Genomic DNA, 19,177 nt, shown 5'->3' with positions numbered 1-19,177 from the left:
CCTCCGCAGTACCTTGTAGCCCGACCGGCCCGCGCCTACCGTTGAAGCAGGCGACGAAAGGGCGTGGACGGCATGGAAATTTTTATGTGGTGGCTGGACCTGGACCTGGCGAGCAAGGAATGGCTGCGGGAGAACCTTCGGGCCGAGGAGCTTCCGCTTCCTGTGCTGCAAGGTATCGTGGCAGCCGGTGGACCCCATTCGGACAACCCGGCGGCAGTGCTCACGGCGGCGGACTGGGACTTCATTGAAACCCAGTCGGAGTTCGTGGACTAACAGCCGCCAAGGGTGAGCCGGCAACCAAGAAAACCGTTGCGGGCGGCCCGGGGCGGTGGTTGCATGGTGGACATGACAACCGAAGAGAGTTTTGTCTTAGCCATCGGTACCAAAAAGGGCCTGTGGCTCGCCTCCAGCCAGGACAGGCGCGAATGGTCCTTCACCGGCCCGCACTTCCTGATGAGTGAGATTCCCAGCATCGGGATCGACACCAGGAACGGCCGCACCCGGATCATGGTGGGGGTGCGGAATGAGCATTGGGGACCAACGGTGGCCCATTCGGACGACCTTGGCAGCACGTGGTCCGAGCCGGAGCAGGGCGCCATCAGGTTCCCGGAGGACACCGGCGCGGCATTGGAGCGGATCTGGCAGATCCATCCGGACGCCGAATCCCGCCCGGGCGTCGTCTGGGCAGGAGCGGAGCCCATCTCGGTCTGGAAGTCGACGGACGGCGGCGAACACTTCGAACTTAACCGCGGACTGTGGGACCACCCCCACCGCAGCGAATGGGGTGCGGGTTACGGCGGCGCAGCCGCCCACTCCATCGTGGTCCACCCCGCCCGCCAAACGGTGCATGTCGCCATGAGCACCGGCGGCGTTTACCGCTCGCTCGACGGCGGCACCTCCTGGGAAGCGCGGAACCGGGGCATCTCGGCCTACTTCATGCCGGACCCCAACCCGGAATTCGGCCAATGCGTACACAAGATCGCTGCGGATGCCGCCGTCGACGGCCGGCTCTATGCGCAAAACCACCACGGCGTCTACCGCACGGACGACAACGCGGAAACCTGGAACTCCATCGCCGAGGGCCTGCCGGCCGACTTCGGATTCGTTATGCTGACCCATCCACGAAGGGAAGGTACTGCCTGGGTAGTCCCGCTCAAGGCCGACGGCGAGCGTATCCCGCCCAACGGCGAGCTGGCAGTCCACCGCACGGACGACGCCGGCGGCTCCTGGAAGAGGCTCAGCAGCGGGCTGCCAAGCGGCGAGTACAACAGCGTCCTGCGGGACGCCGCTTCCGTGGACACAGCGGAGCCGGCCGGCGTCTATTTCGGCACGCGCGGCGGCACCGTCTACGCCAGCGCGGACGAGGGGGAAACCTTTACCGAGGTGGCGGCCCACCTGCCGGACGTGCTGTGTGTGCGGGCGGCAGTGGTGGCCGGTGCCTGACAGTACGTTGCCGGGCAGTGCGTCGCCCCAAGGCGTGATGCCGGCGGCCGGTGGCAGCGGGCAGGCCGCCGGTGCGCCCGGTATTACCGTAGTTCTTCCGAGCATCCTTCAGCCCTTGGCCGGCGGGCAGTCCATACTGACTGCGCCCGCCGACGGGCATGTGACGGTTGCGGAACTGCTGGACGCCGTTACGGCCGACTACGCTGTGCTGGCCAGACGGCTGCGTGACGAGACGGGGGCGTTGCGGCGCTTCGTAAACATCTACGTGGATGGTGACGAGGTGCGGCGGCTGCAGGGCTTGGATACCGAGGTGGCACCCGGCCAGGAGGTGCTGGTCATCCAGTCAGTGGCCGGAGGCTGACGTGCTGCCCGTGCGGGGCGGCGCTCGCGGGCGGCGGGCAGTCCTTACTGACTACACCCGCCCCCGCCAGGCTGCCGGCCCCGCGCACAACTGCACAGGAGCATGCGTCAAGCGACCCGCCAGACGCTGCACTCGTCCGTATTGATGGCTTTGCGCAGGCCCGTCATTCGGTCCAAAATCCACACCACCCCGATGCCGGGTGCTGTCTCCTGGACAGCGCCGCGGCGGATCACTACGTCATCGTAGGAGGGGCCCACCGAGAGCCGGGCTTCGATTTCGTCGCCACGGTGGAGCTGGTCCAGGGCGCGGACTCTGGTTACATTGGCTGCTGCTTTCTTCAACATGGCGGGGCCTCCTGGCTGGAGCTGGTGCCGGCTCTTGCCTGCACTACCTAGTGTGGGCGGCCAATGTTGCGCCCTGGTTTCCTCGCGGTTAGGCGCCGGTTAGTTCTTGAAGCCGGAACTGTTTCCCGGCGGTCTGCAACAACCGGGACCTAAGGTGGTGCCATGGAGATCGTTGGAGGGATCTGGGCCGCCCTGCTTGGTGCGGCGGCGATAGCGCCGCTGGCGACGTTCGGCGTGGTCCTGGTGGCTTACCTGACTTACCGGCAACGCTCGCGTGCGGACAGGAGGGACCAGTGGTGGAAGCGGGCGCAATGGGCCATCGACTCCGCACTGAACGACGCCGACCCGCAGCGCCGCCTGGCCGGCCTGAAGGTGTTGGTCCAGCTCATCGGCAGCGACCTGGCCACCGCTGAGGACGCAGAGCTGATGAGCGCCCTGGCCGTGGGCATACGCGACCAGGAACAGGACGGCCGCCGGACAGTGACGGTATCCCCTCCCGTGAAAGAACGGATTTTGGCGGAAGCTGACCGGCTGTTCCAGGCAGCTTCCACCCGCTGAGGGTGTCCCGGCCGGCGCACAAACTGTCGTCCGGACTGTCGAGTGTCAGCTTCACCTAAGGGGCCAGCCGGTCCCCTTTTCCGTGCACCCGGAACCACCGGTAACCGTAACGTCCCAGCTCAACGGTGAAGCCGCCGTCGGGCTCCAAAGCCACGTTGTCGCCGTCGAACAGGTCCAGCAGGATCGCGTCCTTGTACGCCTGCCGCGGCCCGTCCTCCTGGCCAACCTTGCCGGCGACCTTCACCGGGTCCTCGCCAAGGTTGTGCAGGAGGACCAGGATGCCGCCGTCCGAGCTGCAGGTGTGCGCGAAGACCGCCGGCTCCGGCTGGTCGATGATGCCGAACTTGCCCCAGCCCAGCTCCGGGGATTCCCGGTAGCGGCTGATCAGGGTCGCCATGAAATTGAACAGCGAGTTGGGGTCCCGTTTGGCGGCTGCGGCGTTCACGCGTTCCGGGCCATACTCCCCGCGGACCAGTGGCACCAGGAGGTCCGCTGCTTTGGCCGTGGAGAAGCCCCCGTTTTTTGCGTCGTTCCACTGCATGGGGGTGCGCACCGCCGCCCGGCTCTTTTGCCGGAGGTCCTCGCCCATACCGATTTCCTCACCGTAGAAGAGCACCGGGGTGCCGGGGAGGGAGAACATCAGCGAGTACACCATCCGGAGGCGTTCCGGATCACCGCCCAGCATCGGGGGGAGCCGGCGGCGCAGGCCCCGCCCGTAGATCTGCATGTTTTTCTCCGGCCCGAAGGCGGCAAAAACCTCCCCGCGCTCGCCGTCGCTGAGCTTGTCCAGGGTGAGCTCGTCATGGTTGCGCACGAACACGGCCCACTGGTTGTCGGGATGGAGCGGCGGGCGGCTCTTGAGCGTCTCCGCCAAAGGCCGTGCATCCTGCCGGGCCAGGGACAAATAGAGGTGCTGCATGGTCATGAAGTCGAACTGCATGTTCAGCTCGTTGCCGTCCGGTCCGCCGAAGTACTCCAGCTGCTCCTTGTATGGCAGGTTTACCTCGCCCAGCAGCACCGCACTGCCGTTCCGGCGGCTGACGAAACTCCGCAGCGCAGTAAGGTAGCCGTGCGGATCCAGGTTGGCCGCCTCGTCCTTGGGCTGGCCGCGGGTCTCCAGGAAAAAGGGCACCGCGTCCAGCCGGAAGCCGTCCAGCCCGAGTTCCAGCCACAGGCCCATCGCCTTGGCAATTTCGTTCCGCACCCTGGGGTTGGTGACTTTCAGGTCCGGCTGGTGTTTGGCGAACATGTGCAGGTACCACTCCCCGGTGGCGTCATCCTGGGTCCACAGCGACGTTTCCTCGCCGGGAAACACCACCTCCGAAGAGGTGTCCGGGGGAGTGTCGCTCCGCCACACGTAGAAGTCCCGGTACGGGTTGTCCGTTGATTTCCGGGCCTCAACGAACCAGGGGTGCTGGTCTGAGGTGTGGTTGACCACAAAATCGGCGATGACACGCATGCCCCGGTCCTTGGCCGCCCGAATGAACTCCACCAGGTCCCCCATGGTGCCCAGCCGGGGGTCTACGGTGAAGAAATCGGTCACGTCGTACCCGTCGTCACGGTCGGGCGAGGGGTAGAACGGCATAAGCCAGATGCAGGTCACGCCCAGCGCAGCGAGGTAGTCCACGCGCTGGGTGAGGCCGGCGAAGTCACCGGTTCCGTCGCCGTCGTCGTCAAAAAATGTCTCAACGTCGAGGCAGTAGATCACCGCGTTCTTCCACCAGAGGTCTGAGGTTTCGGCGATCCTCATGCCCGGGCGTCCGACGCCGGTTCGGCTGCGGAAGCGACAAGCTGCGGCTCAGCGGCGGTTCCGGCAGTGGTGCTGCCGGGAGTGCGCAGCTGCGGGAGGACCTCCGCGGCGAAGGCGTCGATGAAGGGAACCTGCTCCTGCCCCACGAAGTGCAGGTAGAGCTCGTCGAAGCCCAGGTCCGCGTACCCGCCGAGCCAGTCCACGTGCTGTTCCAGGCTCGCGGATATGTTGACCGTCGTCCGGACCTGCTCCTCCGTCACGTGCTCGCCCACCAGGTCGAAGTGTCCGGCCGTGGGCAGGTCCCAGGGGATGGGCGGATCATAGGTATTCGTCCGCCACTGGTCGAGGGCAACCGCAACCGCTTCGTCCTCGTTTCCGGCCCAGGACAAATGGACCTGCAGGACAGCCTTGCCGCGCCCGCCGTTGTCCCGGTACGCGGCCAGCATCTCCCTCAGCTTGCCCGGAGGCTGGTTCACGGTCACCAGGCCGTCAGCCCAACCGGCCGCACGGCGCGCGGTGTCCACGCTCACCGCGGGCGCAATAAGCGGCGGGGGATTCTCCGGAACGTCCCAAATCCGCGCCTGCTCCACGGTCACGAGCCCGCGGTGGGTGACCTCCTCGCCGCGGTGCAGCCGCCGGATCACGTCAACACATTCCTCCAGCCGGCGCTGGCGGATGTCCTTTGCCGGCCAGCCGTCACCCGTGATGTGCTCGTTCATGTTCTCGCCGCTGCCGGGCGCGAACCAGAAGCGGTCCGGGAACATGCCGGCAAGGGTGGCCGAGGCGTGGGCGATGATGGCCGGGTGGTACCGCTGGCCTGGCGCCGTCACTACGCCGAAGCGGAGATTGGTGGTTGCCATCGCTGCACCCAGCCAGGACCAGGCGAACCCGGAGTGCCCCTGCCGGGCGGACCAGGGCTCGATGTGGTCCGAGCACATGGCCGCATCGAACCCGGCGCGTTCCGCGTGCTGGACGTCCTTGAGCAGCTGGCCGGGACTGATCTGTTCGTGGGAGGCGTGGAAGCCGACAGTAACCATCGTTAACCTCTACAGTCCGGCGTGGCGCTGTGTCGAGGTTTTTTTGGCGTGCGTCGCCGGGCGGTGCTGGCGTTCCGGCGGCAAGCCACTTGTCAGATAAGTTTGTAACTTGTAGTACTGCGCTTCCCGGAACTCCTGCGCAGGCGGCGGAACTGGAAGGAAGTACCACTCGTGGGCGGTGTGCTGATCGGGCTGGCGGTGATCGGCGTCGTCATTGCAGTGGGGTACATAGCCGCGCGGTGCGGGCTGGGCGGGGAGCCCACGGTTTCGGCCCTGACCCGTACAGCCTTCTTCATCACCAACCCCGTCCTGCTCTTCACGGTGGTCCTGGAATCGGACCTCACCGTGGTCTTTTCCGCGTACGTTCCACTGGCCCTGGTTACCGCTGTTGCCACGGCCCTGTTGTATGTGCTGGCCAGCCGGCTGTGGTTCCGGCGTCCGCTCGCTGAGACCACTATCGGTGCGATGGCCAGTTCCTACGTCAACGCCAACAACATCGGCATCCCCATCACGCTGTATGCCCTCGGTGATGCAACTCCCGTGGCCCCCGTCCTGCTGGTCCAGCTGCTTCTGTTCGCCCCGCTGGTCCTTACCGTGCTTGATCTCTCCGAAGCCGGCCGGTTTTCGCCCCGCCTGCTGCTAACACAGCCGTTCCGGAACCCCATGATCATCGCCTCCCTCCTGGGCGTGGTGCTGGCCGCGTTCAACGTGGAACTTCCTGATCCGGTGATGGCGCCGCTGACACTCCTGGGTGGTGCGGCGGTCCCGGTGGTGCTGCTCGCCTTCGGCATGTCGCTGCACGGCACCCGCATGCTGCAAAGCGGCGGGCACACGGCGGAGATCCTCACCGCCACCGCGCTCAAGTCCGCGGTGATGCCAGCGCTGGCGTTCGTCGTCGGCCGCTTCCTGTTCAACCTGGACCAGCACATGCTCCTGGGCGTGGTGCTGATGGCGGCCCTTCCCTCGGCGCAGAACGTGTTCCTGTTTGCCGGCAAATACGGGCGCGGCGTCGCGGTGGCCCGTGAAACGATCCTCCTCTCGACGGCGGCAGCAGCCCCGGCGCTGATCCTGATCGTTTGGTTGCTGGCCGGGTAAAGCCGCCCGGCTTTCCCTGCGGGGCGGTGTGGGGTTCCGCGCGCGGCTGCCTCCGGGCAAGAATGGGCACATGGAACTTCCCGTGATGCCGCCCGTCCCGCCCATGCTCGCCAAGGCCGTCAGCGGCATCCCGGAAGGGGACCTCAGTTATGAACCAAAATGGGACGGCTTCCGGTCCATCATCTTCCGCGACGGTGACGACCTGGAGATCGGCAGCCGCAACGAAAAGCCGATGACCCGCTACTTCCCGGAGCTGGTGGCGGCGCTGAAGGAAAACCTGCCGCCGCGCTGCGTCATTGATGGGGAGATCATCCTGGTGGGCGCCTCGGGGGACCGGCTGGACTTTGATGCCCTGCAGCAGCGCATCCACCCTGCCGCGAGCCGGGTTAAGCTGCTTGCTTCCCAGACACCTGCCTCGTTTGTGGCGTTCGACCTGCTGGCCCTTGGCGGCGACGACTACACGGCCCGGCCCTTCACCGAGCGGCGGGCAGCGCTGGAGAAGGCCCTGGCGGCCAGTAACGCTCCTGTCCACCTCACGGCGGCCACAACAGACAAGGACACGGCGGAACAGTGGTTCAGGCAGTTCGAGGGGGCCGGCCTGGACGGCATTGTGGCCAAGCCGCTGGACGGCCGCTACCAGCCGGACAAGCGGGTGATGTTCAAGACCAAGCACGAGCGCACCGCCGACTGCGTGGTGGCAGGCTACCGGCTGCACAAGAGCGGACCGGACGCCATCGGTTCGCTGCTGCTCGGCTTGTACAAGGACGACGGCGGCCTGGCCAGCGTCGGGGTTATCGGTGCCTTCCCCATGAAGCGCCGGCAGGAGCTGTACGAACAGCTCCTGCCCCTGGTGACCGGCTTTGAGGGCCATCCGTGGGCCTGGGGCAAGCAAGAGGAAGGGGAGCGGACCCCGCGCAACGCCGAAGGCAGCCGCTGGAGCGCCGGGAAGGACCTCTCCTTCGTGCCGCTGCGCCCGGAACTGGTGGTGGAGGTCCGGTACGACCACATGGAAGGCGACCGGTTCCGCCACACGGCACAGTTCAACCGCTGGCGGCCGGACCGGGACCCGGAATCATGCACCTACGCCCAGCTCGAGGAGCCCGTCAACTTCGACTTGGCGTCGGTGCTGGAGACCGGCCGGCCCTAGCTCCTAGGGCTTCGCCACGTCCAGGACGCTCCACAAGCCGTCCGCGCGGCACGGGATCGAGGCTTCCACCAGCGCTTGGCTGTGCGGGTGCCGCGGTGCCGCGAAGAAGTCCTTGGTTTCCGCCACCTCGACGACGCGCCCCTCCAGCAGGACGGCAACCCGGTCGCACATGTACCGGACCACATCCATGTCGTGCGAAATGACGATCAGGGACAAGTTCCGTTCACGCTGCAGCCGCAGCAGCAGGTTCAGGATCGTCCGTTGCGTGAGGGCGTCCAGTGCCGAGGTGGCTTCGTCGCAGATCAGGACCTGCGGTTCCAGCAGCAGTGCCCGCGCGATGGTGGCGCGCTGCAGCTGGCCGCCGGAGCACTGGCCCGGCCGCTTGTCCAGTAATGCTGCGTCCAGTTCCACCTCGGCCATCACCGCCGCAATCCGCCCGTCCCGCTGTTCCGGCGAAAGATCAAGGCGTGGGCGCAGCGGTGCCTGCAGGCTGGTGCGCAGCGTCATCCGCGGGTCAAAAGCGCTGTGGGGTTCCTGGAACACCAGCTGGACCGCGGTGGCCTCACGCGGACCCGTAGCGTCCAGCTGCCGTGAGATGGTGCCTGTGCTCGCCGTCTCCAGGCCGACGATGGCCTTGGCCAGGGTGCTTTTGCCGGACCCTGACTGGCCCAACACACCGAGGATCTCGCCACGCTTGAGGGTCAGCGAGACATCCTGCAGCGCGGCATGGCCCAGCTTCCGCCGCGACCCGAAATGCTTGCCCACGCCGTCAAGCACCAGGATGTCGCGCTCCCGGGAAGGCGGACGACGGCGGGACTCCGGCGCCAGGCGCGCGGCCGCCAGCAGCTCGCGGGCGTAGGAGGTCTTGGGCCGGGTGAGCAGCTCACCAACAGGACCTGCCTCCACAATGCTGCCCGAGTTCATCACCAGCACCCGGTCCGCGAAGGCGGCAACGGACGCGATGTTGTGGGTGATGTAGAGAATGCCCAGGCCACGTTCCCGGCGTTCCCGCTCCAGCAGCTGCAGGATCTGGCGCTCGAGCACCTTGTCCAGCGCCGACGTCGGCTCATCCGCCAGCAGCATCCCGGGCTGCCCGGCCAGGGCCAGGGCAGTCATGGCGCGCTGCGCCATGCCGCCGGAGAGCTGGTGCGGGTAGGCGCGGATCCCCTTTCCCGGATCGGCGAAACCCACCTCCTCAAGCAGTTCCAGTGCCTTGCTGCGCGCCGTGGAACCGCGAAGGCCCGCGTGAAGCCGGAGGGGCTCCTTGAGATGCTGCCCAATGGTCCGGTTCGGGTTGAACATACGCTTGGGCTGCTGGAAGAGCATTCCCAGCCGGCCGCCGCGCACCGAGGTGAGCTGGTGTTCGGAAGCGGTGGTCAGGTCCAGGCCCCCGAGCCGGATGGAACCGCCGGTGATGCCAAGGCCGGGCGGCAGCAGCTGCAGGCAGGACATTGCGGTCAGCGTCTTGCCGGAACCGGAACTGCCCACCAGGGCCACAAACTCACCGGGCTCCACGGAGAGGGAGACACCGGTCAGCAGGGGCCTGCCGGAAGCGCCGCCGTCGGAGGTTGTGTGGCTGACCTGCAGGCCGTCCAGGACCAGGCCCGCGTTCATAGGGTTCATTTTTCCGCCAGCTGCGGCATGAGCAGCGGGGCTGCGGCCATGTGGGCTGCCCGCTGGCCGATCAGGGTCACGCAGAGGGCAACCGTGAAAATGACCAGGCCCGGGGCGAGGATCCCCAGCGGGGCGCGGTCCGCGAAGGGTTGGGCCGCTGCCAGCATGGAGCCCCAGTCCGACTGCGGCGGCTGGACGCCCAGGCCCAGGTAGGAGAGGGCACCCACGCTGATGAGCAGGTGCCCGAACCGCAGCGTCGCCTGGCCCAGGATCGGGGCTGCAAGGTGCGGCAGGACGTGCCGGAAGATAATGAACGACGGCGTGCAGCCCACCACGCGGGCAGCGTCCACGAAGCCCCTGGCCGAGACGTCGTAGGCCAGCGTGCGGGCCAGCCGGGCGAAGGGCGTCCACCCGGTGACCACGAGTGCGAGCAGCAGCGGCCCGAAGCCCGTGCCCAGGGCGGCCACAATGAACAGCGCCACCACCATCTCCGGCAGTGCCAGCAGGACGTCATTGGTGCGGGTCAGGAATTCATCCACCCAGCCACGCCGCCTTGCACTGACGATGCCGATGCCCACGCCCAGAAGGCAGGTCAGCAGCGTGGCCAGGGCGGCCACGGACATGGAGAACCTGCCCCCTTCGAGGATCCGGCTCAGGGTGTCCCGGCCCAGGTTGTCCGTTCCCAGCCAATGCCCCGCTGAAGGTGGAGCCAGGCGTACGGCAAGGTTCTGCTCCGCGGGCGGGTAGGGCGAGATCCACGGGGCGAGCAGGACCGCCAGCACAATCAGGGCAAGCACCGCCGCGGCCAGCGTGGTGATGTTGAACCATTTACGCAAGGGAAGCTCCCACCGTGCGGCTGAGGAACCGGTGCACAAAGTCTGCCAGCGTGGTCACGCCGACGGCGAGGGCCACCACCACCACCACGCCGCCCTGGGCGAGCGGGATGTCGCTGTTGACGACGGCGTCGAAAAGCAGCCTGCCCATGCCGGGCACGGCGAAAATGACCTCCACAATGACCGACCCGCCCAGCAGGCCGGCGAACCAGACGGCGAACAGGGTGGAGAGCGGCACCAGCCCATTCGGCACCACGTGGCGGAGGATCGCCTGGCCTTGGCTCAGCCCCCTCGCGCGGGCGGCGGGCACGTGCTCGGCGGCCGCCGCATCGAGGATCCCTGCCCGTACCGCTGAGGTGAAGAAGCTGATGGGACGCAGGGCAAGCGTCAGTGCGGGCAGGACGGCGGACGAAAGATCGTTCCAGCCGGCCGTGGGCAGGACAGACAGCTTCAGGGCAAAGACCAGCACCAGGACGGGGGCAACCCAGTATTCCGGCATGGCAATGAGCGCCTGGGTGACGGCGGTAATGGCCTTGTCCGCGGTGCTTCCGGGCCGCAGTCCCGCAATGATCCCCAGGGGGAGCGATACGGCCGCGGCCAGGACCAGCGCCATGGTAACCAGGCTCAACGTGACGGAGAGGGCCGGGAGCACCTGCTCCGCCACCGGCGTGCGGCTGACGAAGGACAGTCCCATGTCACCGCTGAAAAAATCCCCGAGCCAGCGGAAGTACTGGACCGCCAGGGGATCGTTCAGGCCCAGGCTCTCGCTGAGGCCCTGCACCGCGGATTCGTCGACGGCGTCACCCGCCACCCGGGACCGGATGATCTTCCGCACCGGATCACCGGGCGTGAAGTACGGGATCAGGAAGACCGCAAAAGAGGACACCACAACGGCGGCCACCAGGGTGGCCGTCCGTTTGGTGATGAACTGCAGCATTTGCGGCGGGTGTCGGGGTGGCTTAGGACGCGGCCTTGCCCGTCCTGGCCGTCAGGACGTAGCGGGACAGCGGGTCCTGGACGTAGGAGAGGACGTTGGTGCGGATCGCGTCGGTGGCCTGTTCATTCACGAGCCACGCGTTGACTGCCTTGTCCTGGAGGATCTGGCCTGCCTCGGCGTACAGCTTGTAGCGCTCGTTCGTGTCAACGGTTTTGGCGGCTTCGGCGATGATCCGGTCGTACTCCGGGTCGCAGAAGTGGCTCAGGTTGTAGGTGCCCTTGCAGGTGTAGTCGGCGGTGAGGAACCCGATGGGATCGGCGATATCGATCAGCCGGTTCCGCTGGCTGAGCAGCATGTCGTAGTTGCCGGCCAGGACGTCCGGCTCGGCGGAGGCGTATTCCTTGGACTGGATGGAGACGGGTATGCCGATGTTCTTCAAGTTTTCCTGGACGACGGCGGCAACGTCGGCGAATTCGGCGCGCTCCACGATGGCGATGATTTCCAGGGGCCGGTCGGCGGTGTAGCCGGCACTGGCGAGCAGCTTCCGGGCTTCCTCAAGGTTCTGCTGCTGCTTGTCCTGCTTTTCGCCTGCCCAGGGCTCCGAGGGCGCGAAAGGTCCGGTGGCCGGGAGGGCAGCACCTTCGTAGACGCTGGCTGCGAGGGCCTCAAGGTCGAGGGCCTCCCGCACCGCCTTGCGGACGTCAACGTTGTCCAGCGGAGCGCGGCCGTTGTTCATGTAGAGCGTGGCAGTGCGGGGGGAATCGGCACCCAGCACGGAGACGCCGTCGTCCGCCTTCAGGGCCGCGAGGCTCGCGACGGGGATGGAGAGCGAGATGTCAGCTTCGCCGGTCTGCACCTGCGCGGCACGCGTGGCGCCGTTGGTGATGAAGCGGATCTCGGCACCCGCAAGCTGCACGTCGCCGCCCCAGTAGTTCTCGTTGCGGTCCAGGGTGAGGGACTGCTTCGCCTTCTCCGAGACGGGGCTGAAGGGCCCGGTGCAGTGGCCGAACGGGTCCAGGCCCTCGGCCTTGTAGGCGGCGGGCGCCAGGATTCCGGTGTTGACGCTGGCCAGCCGGTACGGCACCAGCGGGTTCTCGGCCGGCGTGCTGACCCGGACGGTCTCGGCGTCCAGCGCGGTGACGCTGCTGATCATGGTGCGGTTGAAGGCGCGGGCGGGGACCTTTGCATCCAGGACATGATTCAGTGCGGCCACCACGGACTCGGCGGTGAGATCGGTGCCGTCCTGGAACTTGACGCCCTGGCGGATGCTGAAGTCCCACTCCAGGGGTGAGGTCTGCTTCCACTCGGTGGCCAGCGAAGGCAGCACCTTGCCTTCGGCCTGGTTGTACGTGGTCAGGGTTTCCAGGCAGCCGGACAGGGACAGGATGTAGGCGGCGTCGGACTCGACGGCCCAGTTGGCGACGGGTGCCCGGAAGTTGTCCACCACGATCCGCTGGCTGGTATCAGCCGCAGCGCTGGACTGGGTGGACTGGGTCTGGGTGCCGCTGAAACCGCAGCCGGTGAGGGCCAGGGTGGCCGCCGCGGCCAGAAGGACGCGGGGACGGAGGAACGAACGCACAGGAAACCGCCTTGCAGGACTGCCGTGGGGAGGGGCAGGAATAAAAAAGGGGACGACTTAGGGTAGCCTTCCCTTCCGGCAAAAGTGGAATCGATGACGTGCCTGCTCAGGACCGGGAACGGGGGCCGTAAGCCTACGCCGGGCACCCGGCGTCGTACGTTCCCGCCCGCTGGTACCCCGCCTGCTGCCGCCTGGGCACCGGAAAGCCCGCCACTCCTGGGGAATGGCGGGCTTGACCGGCAACCGGTAAGGAGCCTGGAGCGCTCCCGGAATCTACTTCAGGCCGAGCTGCTTGGTGGGGACCTTGAATGTTTCCTTGGCGGTGAGTGCGGAGATGGCTGCCACTGTGCAGATGATGGCGGTGAAGATGCTGATCTGGACCCAGCCGCCGGGCTTGATGCCGCCCATGGCGGCGACGATTGCGGGGGCGAAGCCTGCCATCAGGAAGCCGAGCTGGGTGCCGATGGCGAGGCCGGAGAAGCGGACCTTGGTGCTGAACATTTCGGCGTAGAAGGAGGGCCAGACGGCGTTGGAGGCTGCGTAGCCGCAGGAGAAGAAGCCGATGGCGGCCAGGAACATCAGCGGGACGCTGCCTGATTCCAGGCTGAGCAGGAAGACGGGCGTCAGGGCGGCGCTGGCTAGGGCTCCGTAGATGAAGACGGGCTTGCGGCCGATCTTGTCTGCCAGCATGCCGAACAGCGGCTGGGTGCCGAGTGCTACGAGGTTGGCGCCGACGACGAGCCAGAGGGTGGTGGTGCCGTCCACGCCGGCGACGGTTTTGGCGTAGCTGATGGCGAGGGTGCCAAAGACGGTGGAGACCGCGGCGATGAAGGCGCAGCAGATGACGCGGAGGACGTCGCGCCAGTGGCCCTTGAGCAGGTCGGCGACGGGGAGTTTGGAGATCTGGGCGGTTTTCTGGGCTTCCTCGAAGGCCGGCGGCTCGTGCAGGGTGCGGCGGATGAAGAATGCGACGACCACCACGACGGCGCTGAGCCAGAAGGGGATGCGCCAGCCGATGCCGTACTTGATTTCGTCCGGGAGGGCGAGGACGGGGATGAAGACGAGGGCGGCGAGGATCTGCCCGCCCTGGGTGCCGGTGAGGGTCCAGGAGGTGAAGAAGGAGCGGCGGTTGTCCGGGGCGTGTTCCAGCGTCATGGAGGAGGCGCCGGCCTGCTCGCCTGCGGCGGAAAGCCCTTGGCAGAGTCGGGCGAGCACCAGCAGGGCCGGTGCCCACCAGCCGACGGTGTTGAAGTCCGGGAGGCAGCCGATCAGGAAGGTGGAGGCGCCCATCAGGAGGAGGGTGAACATCAGGACCTTCCGCCGGCCTACCCGGTCACCGAAGTGGCCCAGGATAACGGCGCCGACGGGGCGGGCGACGTAGGCGAAACCGAAGGTGGCGAAGGACATGATGGCCGCGTTGGCGTCAGCATCCGGGAAGAAGACCGTGGGGAAGATCAGGGCGGCGGCGGAGCCGAAGATGAAGAAGTCGTAGTATTCGACGGCGCTGCCCAGGAAGCTGGCGAGGGCTGCCTTCTTCGGCGTCCCGGCCGGGGCATCAATGCCTGGCTCGGCGGACGGAAGTATCTGGCTCATGGAGTTCCTTTGGTGTGACGACTTTGTCGCGGATGGATCAGGGGCTCGCAGCCGGCGCTGCCGGGGGTGGTGGCCTGGCGCGGCACGGCTGGAGGTGCGGGAAAAACCCGGACAGTAGCCACATTGTGGGAGCTACTTGTGCGATACAGCAATAGTGGCTGTGAGGGCAGTCACTTGTCAAGAAAATAATCGTTCACTGGCAATAGCTCTCACATTGTGGCAACATCGATGTATGAGTGTGAACCAAGACACAGCGCCCAATGATGTTGCCGCTGAGGAAAACTCCCCAAAGGCCGGGCGGTCCGACCGCACCGACATGGTGGGCAAAGCCCTGGGTCTCCTGGTTCTGCTTGGAGATGAACCGCGCGGCGCCAGTGCGGCAGAGATCTCCCGGCGGGCCCAGCTGCCCTTCAGCACCACCTACCGCCTCCTGGGCTCCCTCACCAGGGACGGCTTCGTGGACTACGAGCCCGAGGGCCGCCGGTACCACCTGGGCCTGCGGATTTTCCAGCTGGGCCAGCGGGTCTCCAACCACCACGGCTTTGCGGGTGCGGCGCTGCCGGTCCTCCGGCGCGTCACGGAACAGACCGGCGAGGCCACCATCCTCAGTGTCCGCGACGGCCACCACCACCTCACCGTGAACAAGGTGGACGGTCCGCAGACGTTCCGCGTCACCAGCGATCCCGGCCACCTGGGCTCCCTGCACACCACGTCCGTGGGCAAGGCGCTGGTGGCATTCGCGGAGGACTCTGAGCGCGAAAAGCTGCTGGCCGAATTGCCGCTGGAGCCGCTCACGCCAAAGTCCATCACCGACAGGGACGCCTTCCGTTCGGAGATCGAGCTGATCCGGCGCCGCGGGTTCGCGGTGATGGATGAAGAGAACGAGACCGGGATGCGTGCCGTCGCAGTCCCGCTCTTCAATGACCAGGGCCACGCGTTCGCCTCGCTGGCCACGGCGGTCCCCGTCTTCCGCCTGAGCCTTGAGGACCTGGAGGCGCATGTCCCCCTGCTGCAGGAAGCGGCCGCAGAGCTTGCGGCCAGGCTGCCGCAGCGGTAGCTGAAGTGGCCCGACGTGCTCACTATCTTTTCGTTCCCTCGTTCGCATTACGAACAGTAGTGCGGAAAGAGAACAAATGATGTACCGTAATTTCCATCACCCCGGCAGCGCGTTCTCCGCAAGGAAGCTGCCCGGTGCCGTATCAAAGGAGCTGCACGGATGAGCAATCGAACTGAGTCCTACCTCGTGGGACTGGTCGGCGATGGCGTGATGCCGTCACTCACCCCGCCCATGCACGAACGCGAAGGGGATGTGCAGGGCCTGCGCTACCTTTACCGCCCCATCGACCTGCTGGAACTGGGCCTGCCGGGCGAATCCGTGGGGCAGCTCCTGCAGAGCGCACGCAGCCTCGGCTTCAACGGCTTGAACATCACCCACCCCTGCAAGCAGCTGGTCCTGCAGCACCTCGATGAGGTGTCCCCGGACGCCGTGCGGCTTGGCGCCGTAAACACCGTGGTGATCCAGGACGGCCGGTTCGTCGGCCACAACACAGATTTCTCAGGCTTCGCCGCCGCCCTCGCCTCCGGCCTTCCCGGTGCGCGCCTGGACCGTGTGGTGCAGCTCGGGGCAGGCGGTGCGGGTTCCGCCGTCGCCTATGCCCTGCTGACCGCCGGGGTCCGCCACCTGGACCTCGTGGACATGGATGCTGCCCGCGGCGCAGCCCGGGCGGAGGAACTGGCCGGCTTCTTCCCGGACAGCACGGTCACGGCGCGTACGACGTCGGAGCTGCCGCAGCTGATGCCGCTGGCTGACGGCCTGGTGCACTGCACCCCGGTGGGCATGGCCGCCCACCCCGGCGTCCCGCTGGACCTTGGCCTGCTGGAATCCCGGCACTGGGTGGCGGATATCGTCTACCGCCCCATCGACACCGAACTCGTCCGCAGTGCCCGCGCCAAAGGCTGCGACGTCCTGGACGGCGGCCGGATGGCAGTAGGCCAGGCAGCCGACGCCTTCCGCATCTTCACCGGCCTCGAACCTGACCCGGAGCGTATGCGTTCGCACTTCCTGGAACTCGTCGCCGCCGAGGAGGTGGCTGCCTGATGCGCACCGGAATCGCCACTGTCTGCCTGTCCGGCACGCTGAAGGAAAAGATGCAGGCCTGCGCCATTGCAGGCTTCGACGGCATCGAGAACTTCGAGCAGGACCTGGTCACCTCGCCTCTGAGCCCCGAGGACGTGCGCACCATGGCCGCCGATCTTGGCCTGGGATTGGACCTCTACCAGCCGTTCCGCGACTTCGACGGCGTGACGCCGGACCTGCTGAAGGCCAACCTCCGGCGGGCTGAGGCTAAGTTCAAGCTGATGTCCCGGCTGGGCATGGACACCATCCTGGTCTGCTCCAACGTTGCCACCGCCACTATCGACGACGACGGTCTCCGCGCCGCCCAGCTCACCGAGCTCGCGGAGCTGGCCGGGGACCACGGCGTCAAGGTCGCCTACGAGGCGCTGGCCTGGGGCAAGTACGTCAACGACTACGAGCACGCGTACCGCCTGGTGGACATGGTGGACCACCCCAACTTCGGCACCTGCCTGGACTCCTTCCACATCCTGTCCAGGGACTGGGACACCGCACCTATCGAAAAACTCAACCCGGAGAAGATCTTCTTCGTCCAGGTTGCCGACGCCCCCAAGCTCTCCATGGATGTGCTGTCCTGGAGCCGGCACTATCGCGTATTCCCCGGCGAGGGCCAGTTCGAGCTCGCCAAGTTCATGGGCCACGTGGTCCGCGCCGGCTACACGGGGCCGGTCTCCCTCGAGGTCTTCAACGACGTCTTCCGCCAGTCCGACGTCGAACGCACCGCCGTGGACGCCATGCGCTCCCTCATCTGGCTGGAGGAACAGAGCGCCAAGTGGCTGGCCGGCAATACAGCGGAAGGTGCAGCCGGCAACGGCGCCGCCTCCCGCCGTCGTTATCCGATGGAACTGGCCACGCTGCCCAAGGTGAGCGAACCGGCCGGCTTCAACTTCGCCGAGGTCAAGGCGGACGATACGGCGCAGCTTGAAAAGCTGCTGGGCCAGCTCGGCTTCGCCTTCGAGGGCCGGCACCGCACCAAGGACGTCCAGCTCTGGACCATGGGCCAGGCGCGCGTGATCATCAACGAGCAGGCGGCCACGCACGCCGAGCCGGCCATCGCCGCCCTGGGGTTCGACGTCGATTCGCCCGTAATTGCCTCCGCCCGGGCCCAGCAACTCAAGGCACCGGTGGTGGCCCGCAAGGTCCAGGCCGACGAGGAAGTCTTCCAGGGCATCTCCGCCCCGGACTCAACGGAGATCTTCCTGTGCCAGGGCAGCCCGGACGGCACGGCGGCGTGGACGCACGAATTTGGCGAAGGGCTGGAACACCCGCGGCAGGCAGGGAACGCGGTGATTGACCACGTCAACCTGGCCCAGCCCTGGCAGCACTTCGACGAAGCCGTCCTCTTCTACACCAGCGCACTCGCCCTCGAGCCGCAGCCGTTCGCGGAGGTGCCCAGCCCCAGCGGCCTGGTGCGCTCGCAGGTCATGCAGACCTCCGACGGCGCAGTACGGCTGGTCCTGAACCTGGCGCCAAACCAGCAGGCCCCGGCGCAGCAGGTGCACAAGACGTACCAGGAACACATCGCGTTCGCCGTGGACGACCTCGTGGCCGCTGCCCGCTCCGCCCGTGACCGCGGCCTGGAGTTCCTGCACATTCCGGCCAACTACTACGAGGACCTGGACGCCCGCTTCGACCTTGACCCGGGTTTCCTGGCCACCCTCCAGGAGCTCAACCTCCTGTATGACCGGGACGCCGACGGGGAATTCCTCCATTTCTACACCGCCACCGTGGGCAGTGTGTTCTTCGAAATGGTGGAACGCCGCGGCAGCTACGACGGCTACGGGGCGCCCAATGCGCCGGTCCGCCATGCCGTCCAATATGACCTCGCCCGACTCTGAAACCCATCAAAGAAACCACCTACGAAAGGAGCCAGCCGTGCCGGAAGACATCAATGCCGAGCTGGAATTGGAAGAGCTCGTGCCGCCTGCCGAGCCGAAGGCGGCGCACCTGCCCCTGGACCGCGCCGTCGAGACCCAGGCTGACCTCAGCGCAGAGATCAACGGCCTGGCCGACGCCTATGCCCGTGCCTTGAAGGACGGCGCAACGGCCGAGACCCAGCCCCGGCTGGACTACCCGCCGTACCGCAGCAGCATCCTGCGGCACCCCACCAAGAGCCTGCACCACGCGGACCCCGAGACCATCGAGCTGTATTCCCCGGCCTTCGGCCACCAGGACGTGCACACCCTGGAGTCCGACCTGACCATCCAGCACAACGGCGAGCCGCAGGGCGAGCGGATCATTGTGGCGGGCAAGGTGCTGGACGGCAACGGCCGCCCCGTGGCAGGCCAGCTCGTGGAGATCTGGCAGGCCAACGCCTCCGGCCGCTACATCCACAAGCGCGACCAGCACCCCGCACCGATCGACCCCAACTTCACGGGCATCGGCCGCTGCATCACCGGCCCTGACGGCTCGTACCGTTTCACCACCATCAAACCCGGCGCCTACCCGTGGAAGAACCACCTCAACGCCTGGCGGCCGGCCCACATCCACTTTTCGCTGTTCGGCACCGAGTTCACGCAGCGGATCATCACGCAGATGTACTTCCCCGGCGACCAGCTCTTCCCGCTGGACCCCATCTACCAGACCATCGTGGACCAGGACGCCCGGGACCGACTGGTGGCCAACTACGACCACAACCTCACCGAGCCGGAGTGGGCGCTGGGCTACAACTGGGACATCGTCCTGACCGGCCCCAAGCGGACCTGGACCGAAAACGAAGCGCTGGGCGCAGAGGGCGACGAGGAGTAAAGAC

At 66.8% G+C, this 19,177-nt stretch carries 18 protein-coding genes; 10 read left to right on the top strand and 8 right to left on the bottom strand.

Features of this window, described 5'->3' with window-relative positions; genetic code table 11:
- Positions 1-72 precede the first annotated feature (72 nt).
- The 3 genes from M1D93_RS19620 to M1D93_RS19610 all read left to right on the top strand — a co-directional run bounded on the left by M1D93_RS19620 (position 73) and on the right by M1D93_RS19610 (position 1,804).
- A complete protein-coding gene (locus M1D93_RS19620; protein ID WP_461173105.1) occupies positions 73-273 on the top strand; it encodes a hypothetical protein in 201 nt (66 codons plus the stop codon).
- Positions 274-336: 63 nt separating this feature from the next.
- Positions 337-1,443, top strand: a complete 1,107-nt coding sequence (locus M1D93_RS19615) for a WD40/YVTN/BNR-like repeat-containing protein (protein ID WP_461173104.1) — start codon at positions 337-339, stop codon at positions 1,441-1,443.
- Positions 1,444-1,480: 37 nt separating this feature from the next.
- Positions 1,481-1,804 carry a MoaD/ThiS family protein gene (locus M1D93_RS19610; protein ID WP_461175074.1) on the top strand — a complete coding sequence of 108 codons (324 nt, stop codon included), beginning with the start codon at positions 1,481-1,483 and terminating at the stop codon, positions 1,802-1,804.
- A gap of 107 nt (positions 1,805-1,911) precedes the next feature.
- On the opposite strand, the gene M1D93_RS19605 is transcribed toward M1D93_RS19610, so the two are convergent.
- Positions 1,912-2,148 carry a hypothetical protein gene (locus M1D93_RS19605; RefSeq protein ID WP_461173103.1) on the bottom strand — a complete coding sequence of 79 codons (237 nt, stop codon included), beginning with the start codon at positions 2,146-2,148 and terminating at the stop codon, positions 1,912-1,914.
- A 162-nt stretch (positions 2,149-2,310) separates the two neighbouring features.
- Here M1D93_RS19605 and M1D93_RS19600 point away from each other — a divergent pair, with 162 nt between their 5' ends.
- Positions 2,311-2,706, top strand: coding sequence for a hypothetical protein (locus M1D93_RS19600; RefSeq protein WP_461173102.1), 396 nt, complete (start codon positions 2,311-2,313; stop codon positions 2,704-2,706).
- 55 nt (positions 2,707-2,761) lie between these two features.
- Here M1D93_RS19600 and M1D93_RS19595 read toward each other — a convergent pair whose 3' ends face one another.
- Together M1D93_RS19595 and M1D93_RS19590 are read right to left on the bottom strand one after the other, a co-directional pair.
- The gene (locus M1D93_RS19595; protein ID WP_461173101.1) at positions 2,762-4,456 is read right to left on the bottom strand and encodes an alpha-amylase family protein; all 1,695 of its coding nucleotides are present in this window, start codon (positions 4,454-4,456) and stop codon (positions 2,762-2,764) included.
- The gene (locus M1D93_RS19590) at positions 4,453-5,493 is read right to left on the bottom strand and encodes a TIGR03885 family FMN-dependent LLM class oxidoreductase (protein WP_461173100.1); all 1,041 of its coding nucleotides are present in this window, start codon (positions 5,491-5,493) and stop codon (positions 4,453-4,455) included. The genes M1D93_RS19595 and M1D93_RS19590 overlap by 4 nt, the downstream gene beginning before the upstream one ends.
- A 171-nt stretch (positions 5,494-5,664) precedes the next feature.
- On the opposite strand from M1D93_RS19590, the gene M1D93_RS19585 reads away from it, so the two are divergent.
- Positions 5,665-6,588, top strand: coding sequence for an AEC family transporter (locus M1D93_RS19585; RefSeq protein WP_461173099.1), 924 nt, complete (start codon positions 5,665-5,667; stop codon positions 6,586-6,588).
- 70 nt (positions 6,589-6,658) lie between these two features.
- The gene (locus M1D93_RS19580) at positions 6,659-7,735 is read left to right on the top strand and encodes an ATP-dependent DNA ligase (RefSeq protein WP_461173098.1); all 1,077 of its coding nucleotides are present in this window, start codon (positions 6,659-6,661) and stop codon (positions 7,733-7,735) included.
- Positions 7,736-7,738: 3 nt separating this feature from the next.
- On the opposite strand, the gene nikE is transcribed toward M1D93_RS19580, so the two are convergent.
- From nikE to M1D93_RS19555, 5 genes are all read right to left on the bottom strand, one after another.
- Positions 7,739-9,358 carry a nickel ABC transporter ATP-binding protein NikE gene (nikE, locus tag M1D93_RS19575; protein WP_461173097.1) on the bottom strand — a complete coding sequence of 540 codons (1,620 nt, stop codon included), beginning with the start codon at positions 9,356-9,358 and terminating at the stop codon, positions 7,739-7,741.
- On the bottom strand, positions 9,355-10,185 hold the full coding sequence (locus M1D93_RS19570) for an ABC transporter permease (RefSeq protein WP_461173096.1): 831 nt from the start codon (positions 10,183-10,185) through the stop codon (positions 9,355-9,357). The genes nikE and M1D93_RS19570 overlap by 4 nt, the downstream gene beginning before the upstream one ends.
- Positions 10,178-11,119, bottom strand: coding sequence for an ABC transporter permease (locus M1D93_RS19565; protein ID WP_461173095.1), 942 nt, complete (start codon positions 11,117-11,119; stop codon positions 10,178-10,180). The genes M1D93_RS19570 and M1D93_RS19565 overlap by 8 nt, the downstream gene beginning before the upstream one ends.
- Before the next feature lie 22 nt (positions 11,120-11,141).
- The gene (locus M1D93_RS19560; RefSeq protein ID WP_461173094.1) at positions 11,142-12,698 is read right to left on the bottom strand and encodes an ABC transporter substrate-binding protein; all 1,557 of its coding nucleotides are present in this window, start codon (positions 12,696-12,698) and stop codon (positions 11,142-11,144) included.
- A gap of 273 nt (positions 12,699-12,971) precedes the next feature.
- Entirely contained in the window at positions 12,972-14,291 is a 1,320-nt protein-coding gene (locus M1D93_RS19555) for an MFS transporter (protein WP_461173093.1), read from the bottom strand.
- 232 nt (positions 14,292-14,523) lie between these two features.
- Here M1D93_RS19555 and M1D93_RS19550 point away from each other — a divergent pair, with 232 nt between their 5' ends.
- The 4 genes from M1D93_RS19550 (at position 14,524) to pcaH (ending at position 19,173) form a co-directional block, all read left to right on the top strand.
- Positions 14,524-15,348 carry an IclR family transcriptional regulator gene (locus M1D93_RS19550; RefSeq protein WP_461173092.1) on the top strand — a complete coding sequence of 275 codons (825 nt, stop codon included), beginning with the start codon at positions 14,524-14,526 and terminating at the stop codon, positions 15,346-15,348.
- A gap of 159 nt (positions 15,349-15,507) precedes the next feature.
- Positions 15,508-16,389: a shikimate dehydrogenase gene (locus M1D93_RS19545; protein ID WP_461173091.1), complete on the top strand. Its 882-nt coding sequence runs from the start codon at positions 15,508-15,510 to the stop codon at positions 16,387-16,389.
- Positions 16,389-18,263, top strand: a complete 1,875-nt coding sequence (locus M1D93_RS19540; protein ID WP_461173090.1) for a bifunctional sugar phosphate isomerase/epimerase/4-hydroxyphenylpyruvate dioxygenase family protein — start codon at positions 16,389-16,391, stop codon at positions 18,261-18,263. The genes M1D93_RS19545 and M1D93_RS19540 overlap by 1 nt, the downstream gene beginning before the upstream one ends.
- 37 nt (positions 18,264-18,300) lie before the next feature.
- Positions 18,301-19,173: a protocatechuate 3,4-dioxygenase subunit beta gene (gene pcaH, locus M1D93_RS19535; protein ID WP_461173089.1), complete on the top strand. Its 873-nt coding sequence runs from the start codon at positions 18,301-18,303 to the stop codon at positions 19,171-19,173.
- Positions 19,174-19,177 lie beyond the last annotated feature (4 nt).

Source organism: Arthrobacter sp. Z1-9, from assembly GCF_054792695.1.
The sequence above is the reverse complement of the archived record's forward strand: the minus strand, read 5'-3'. Positions and strand labels throughout refer to the sequence as shown.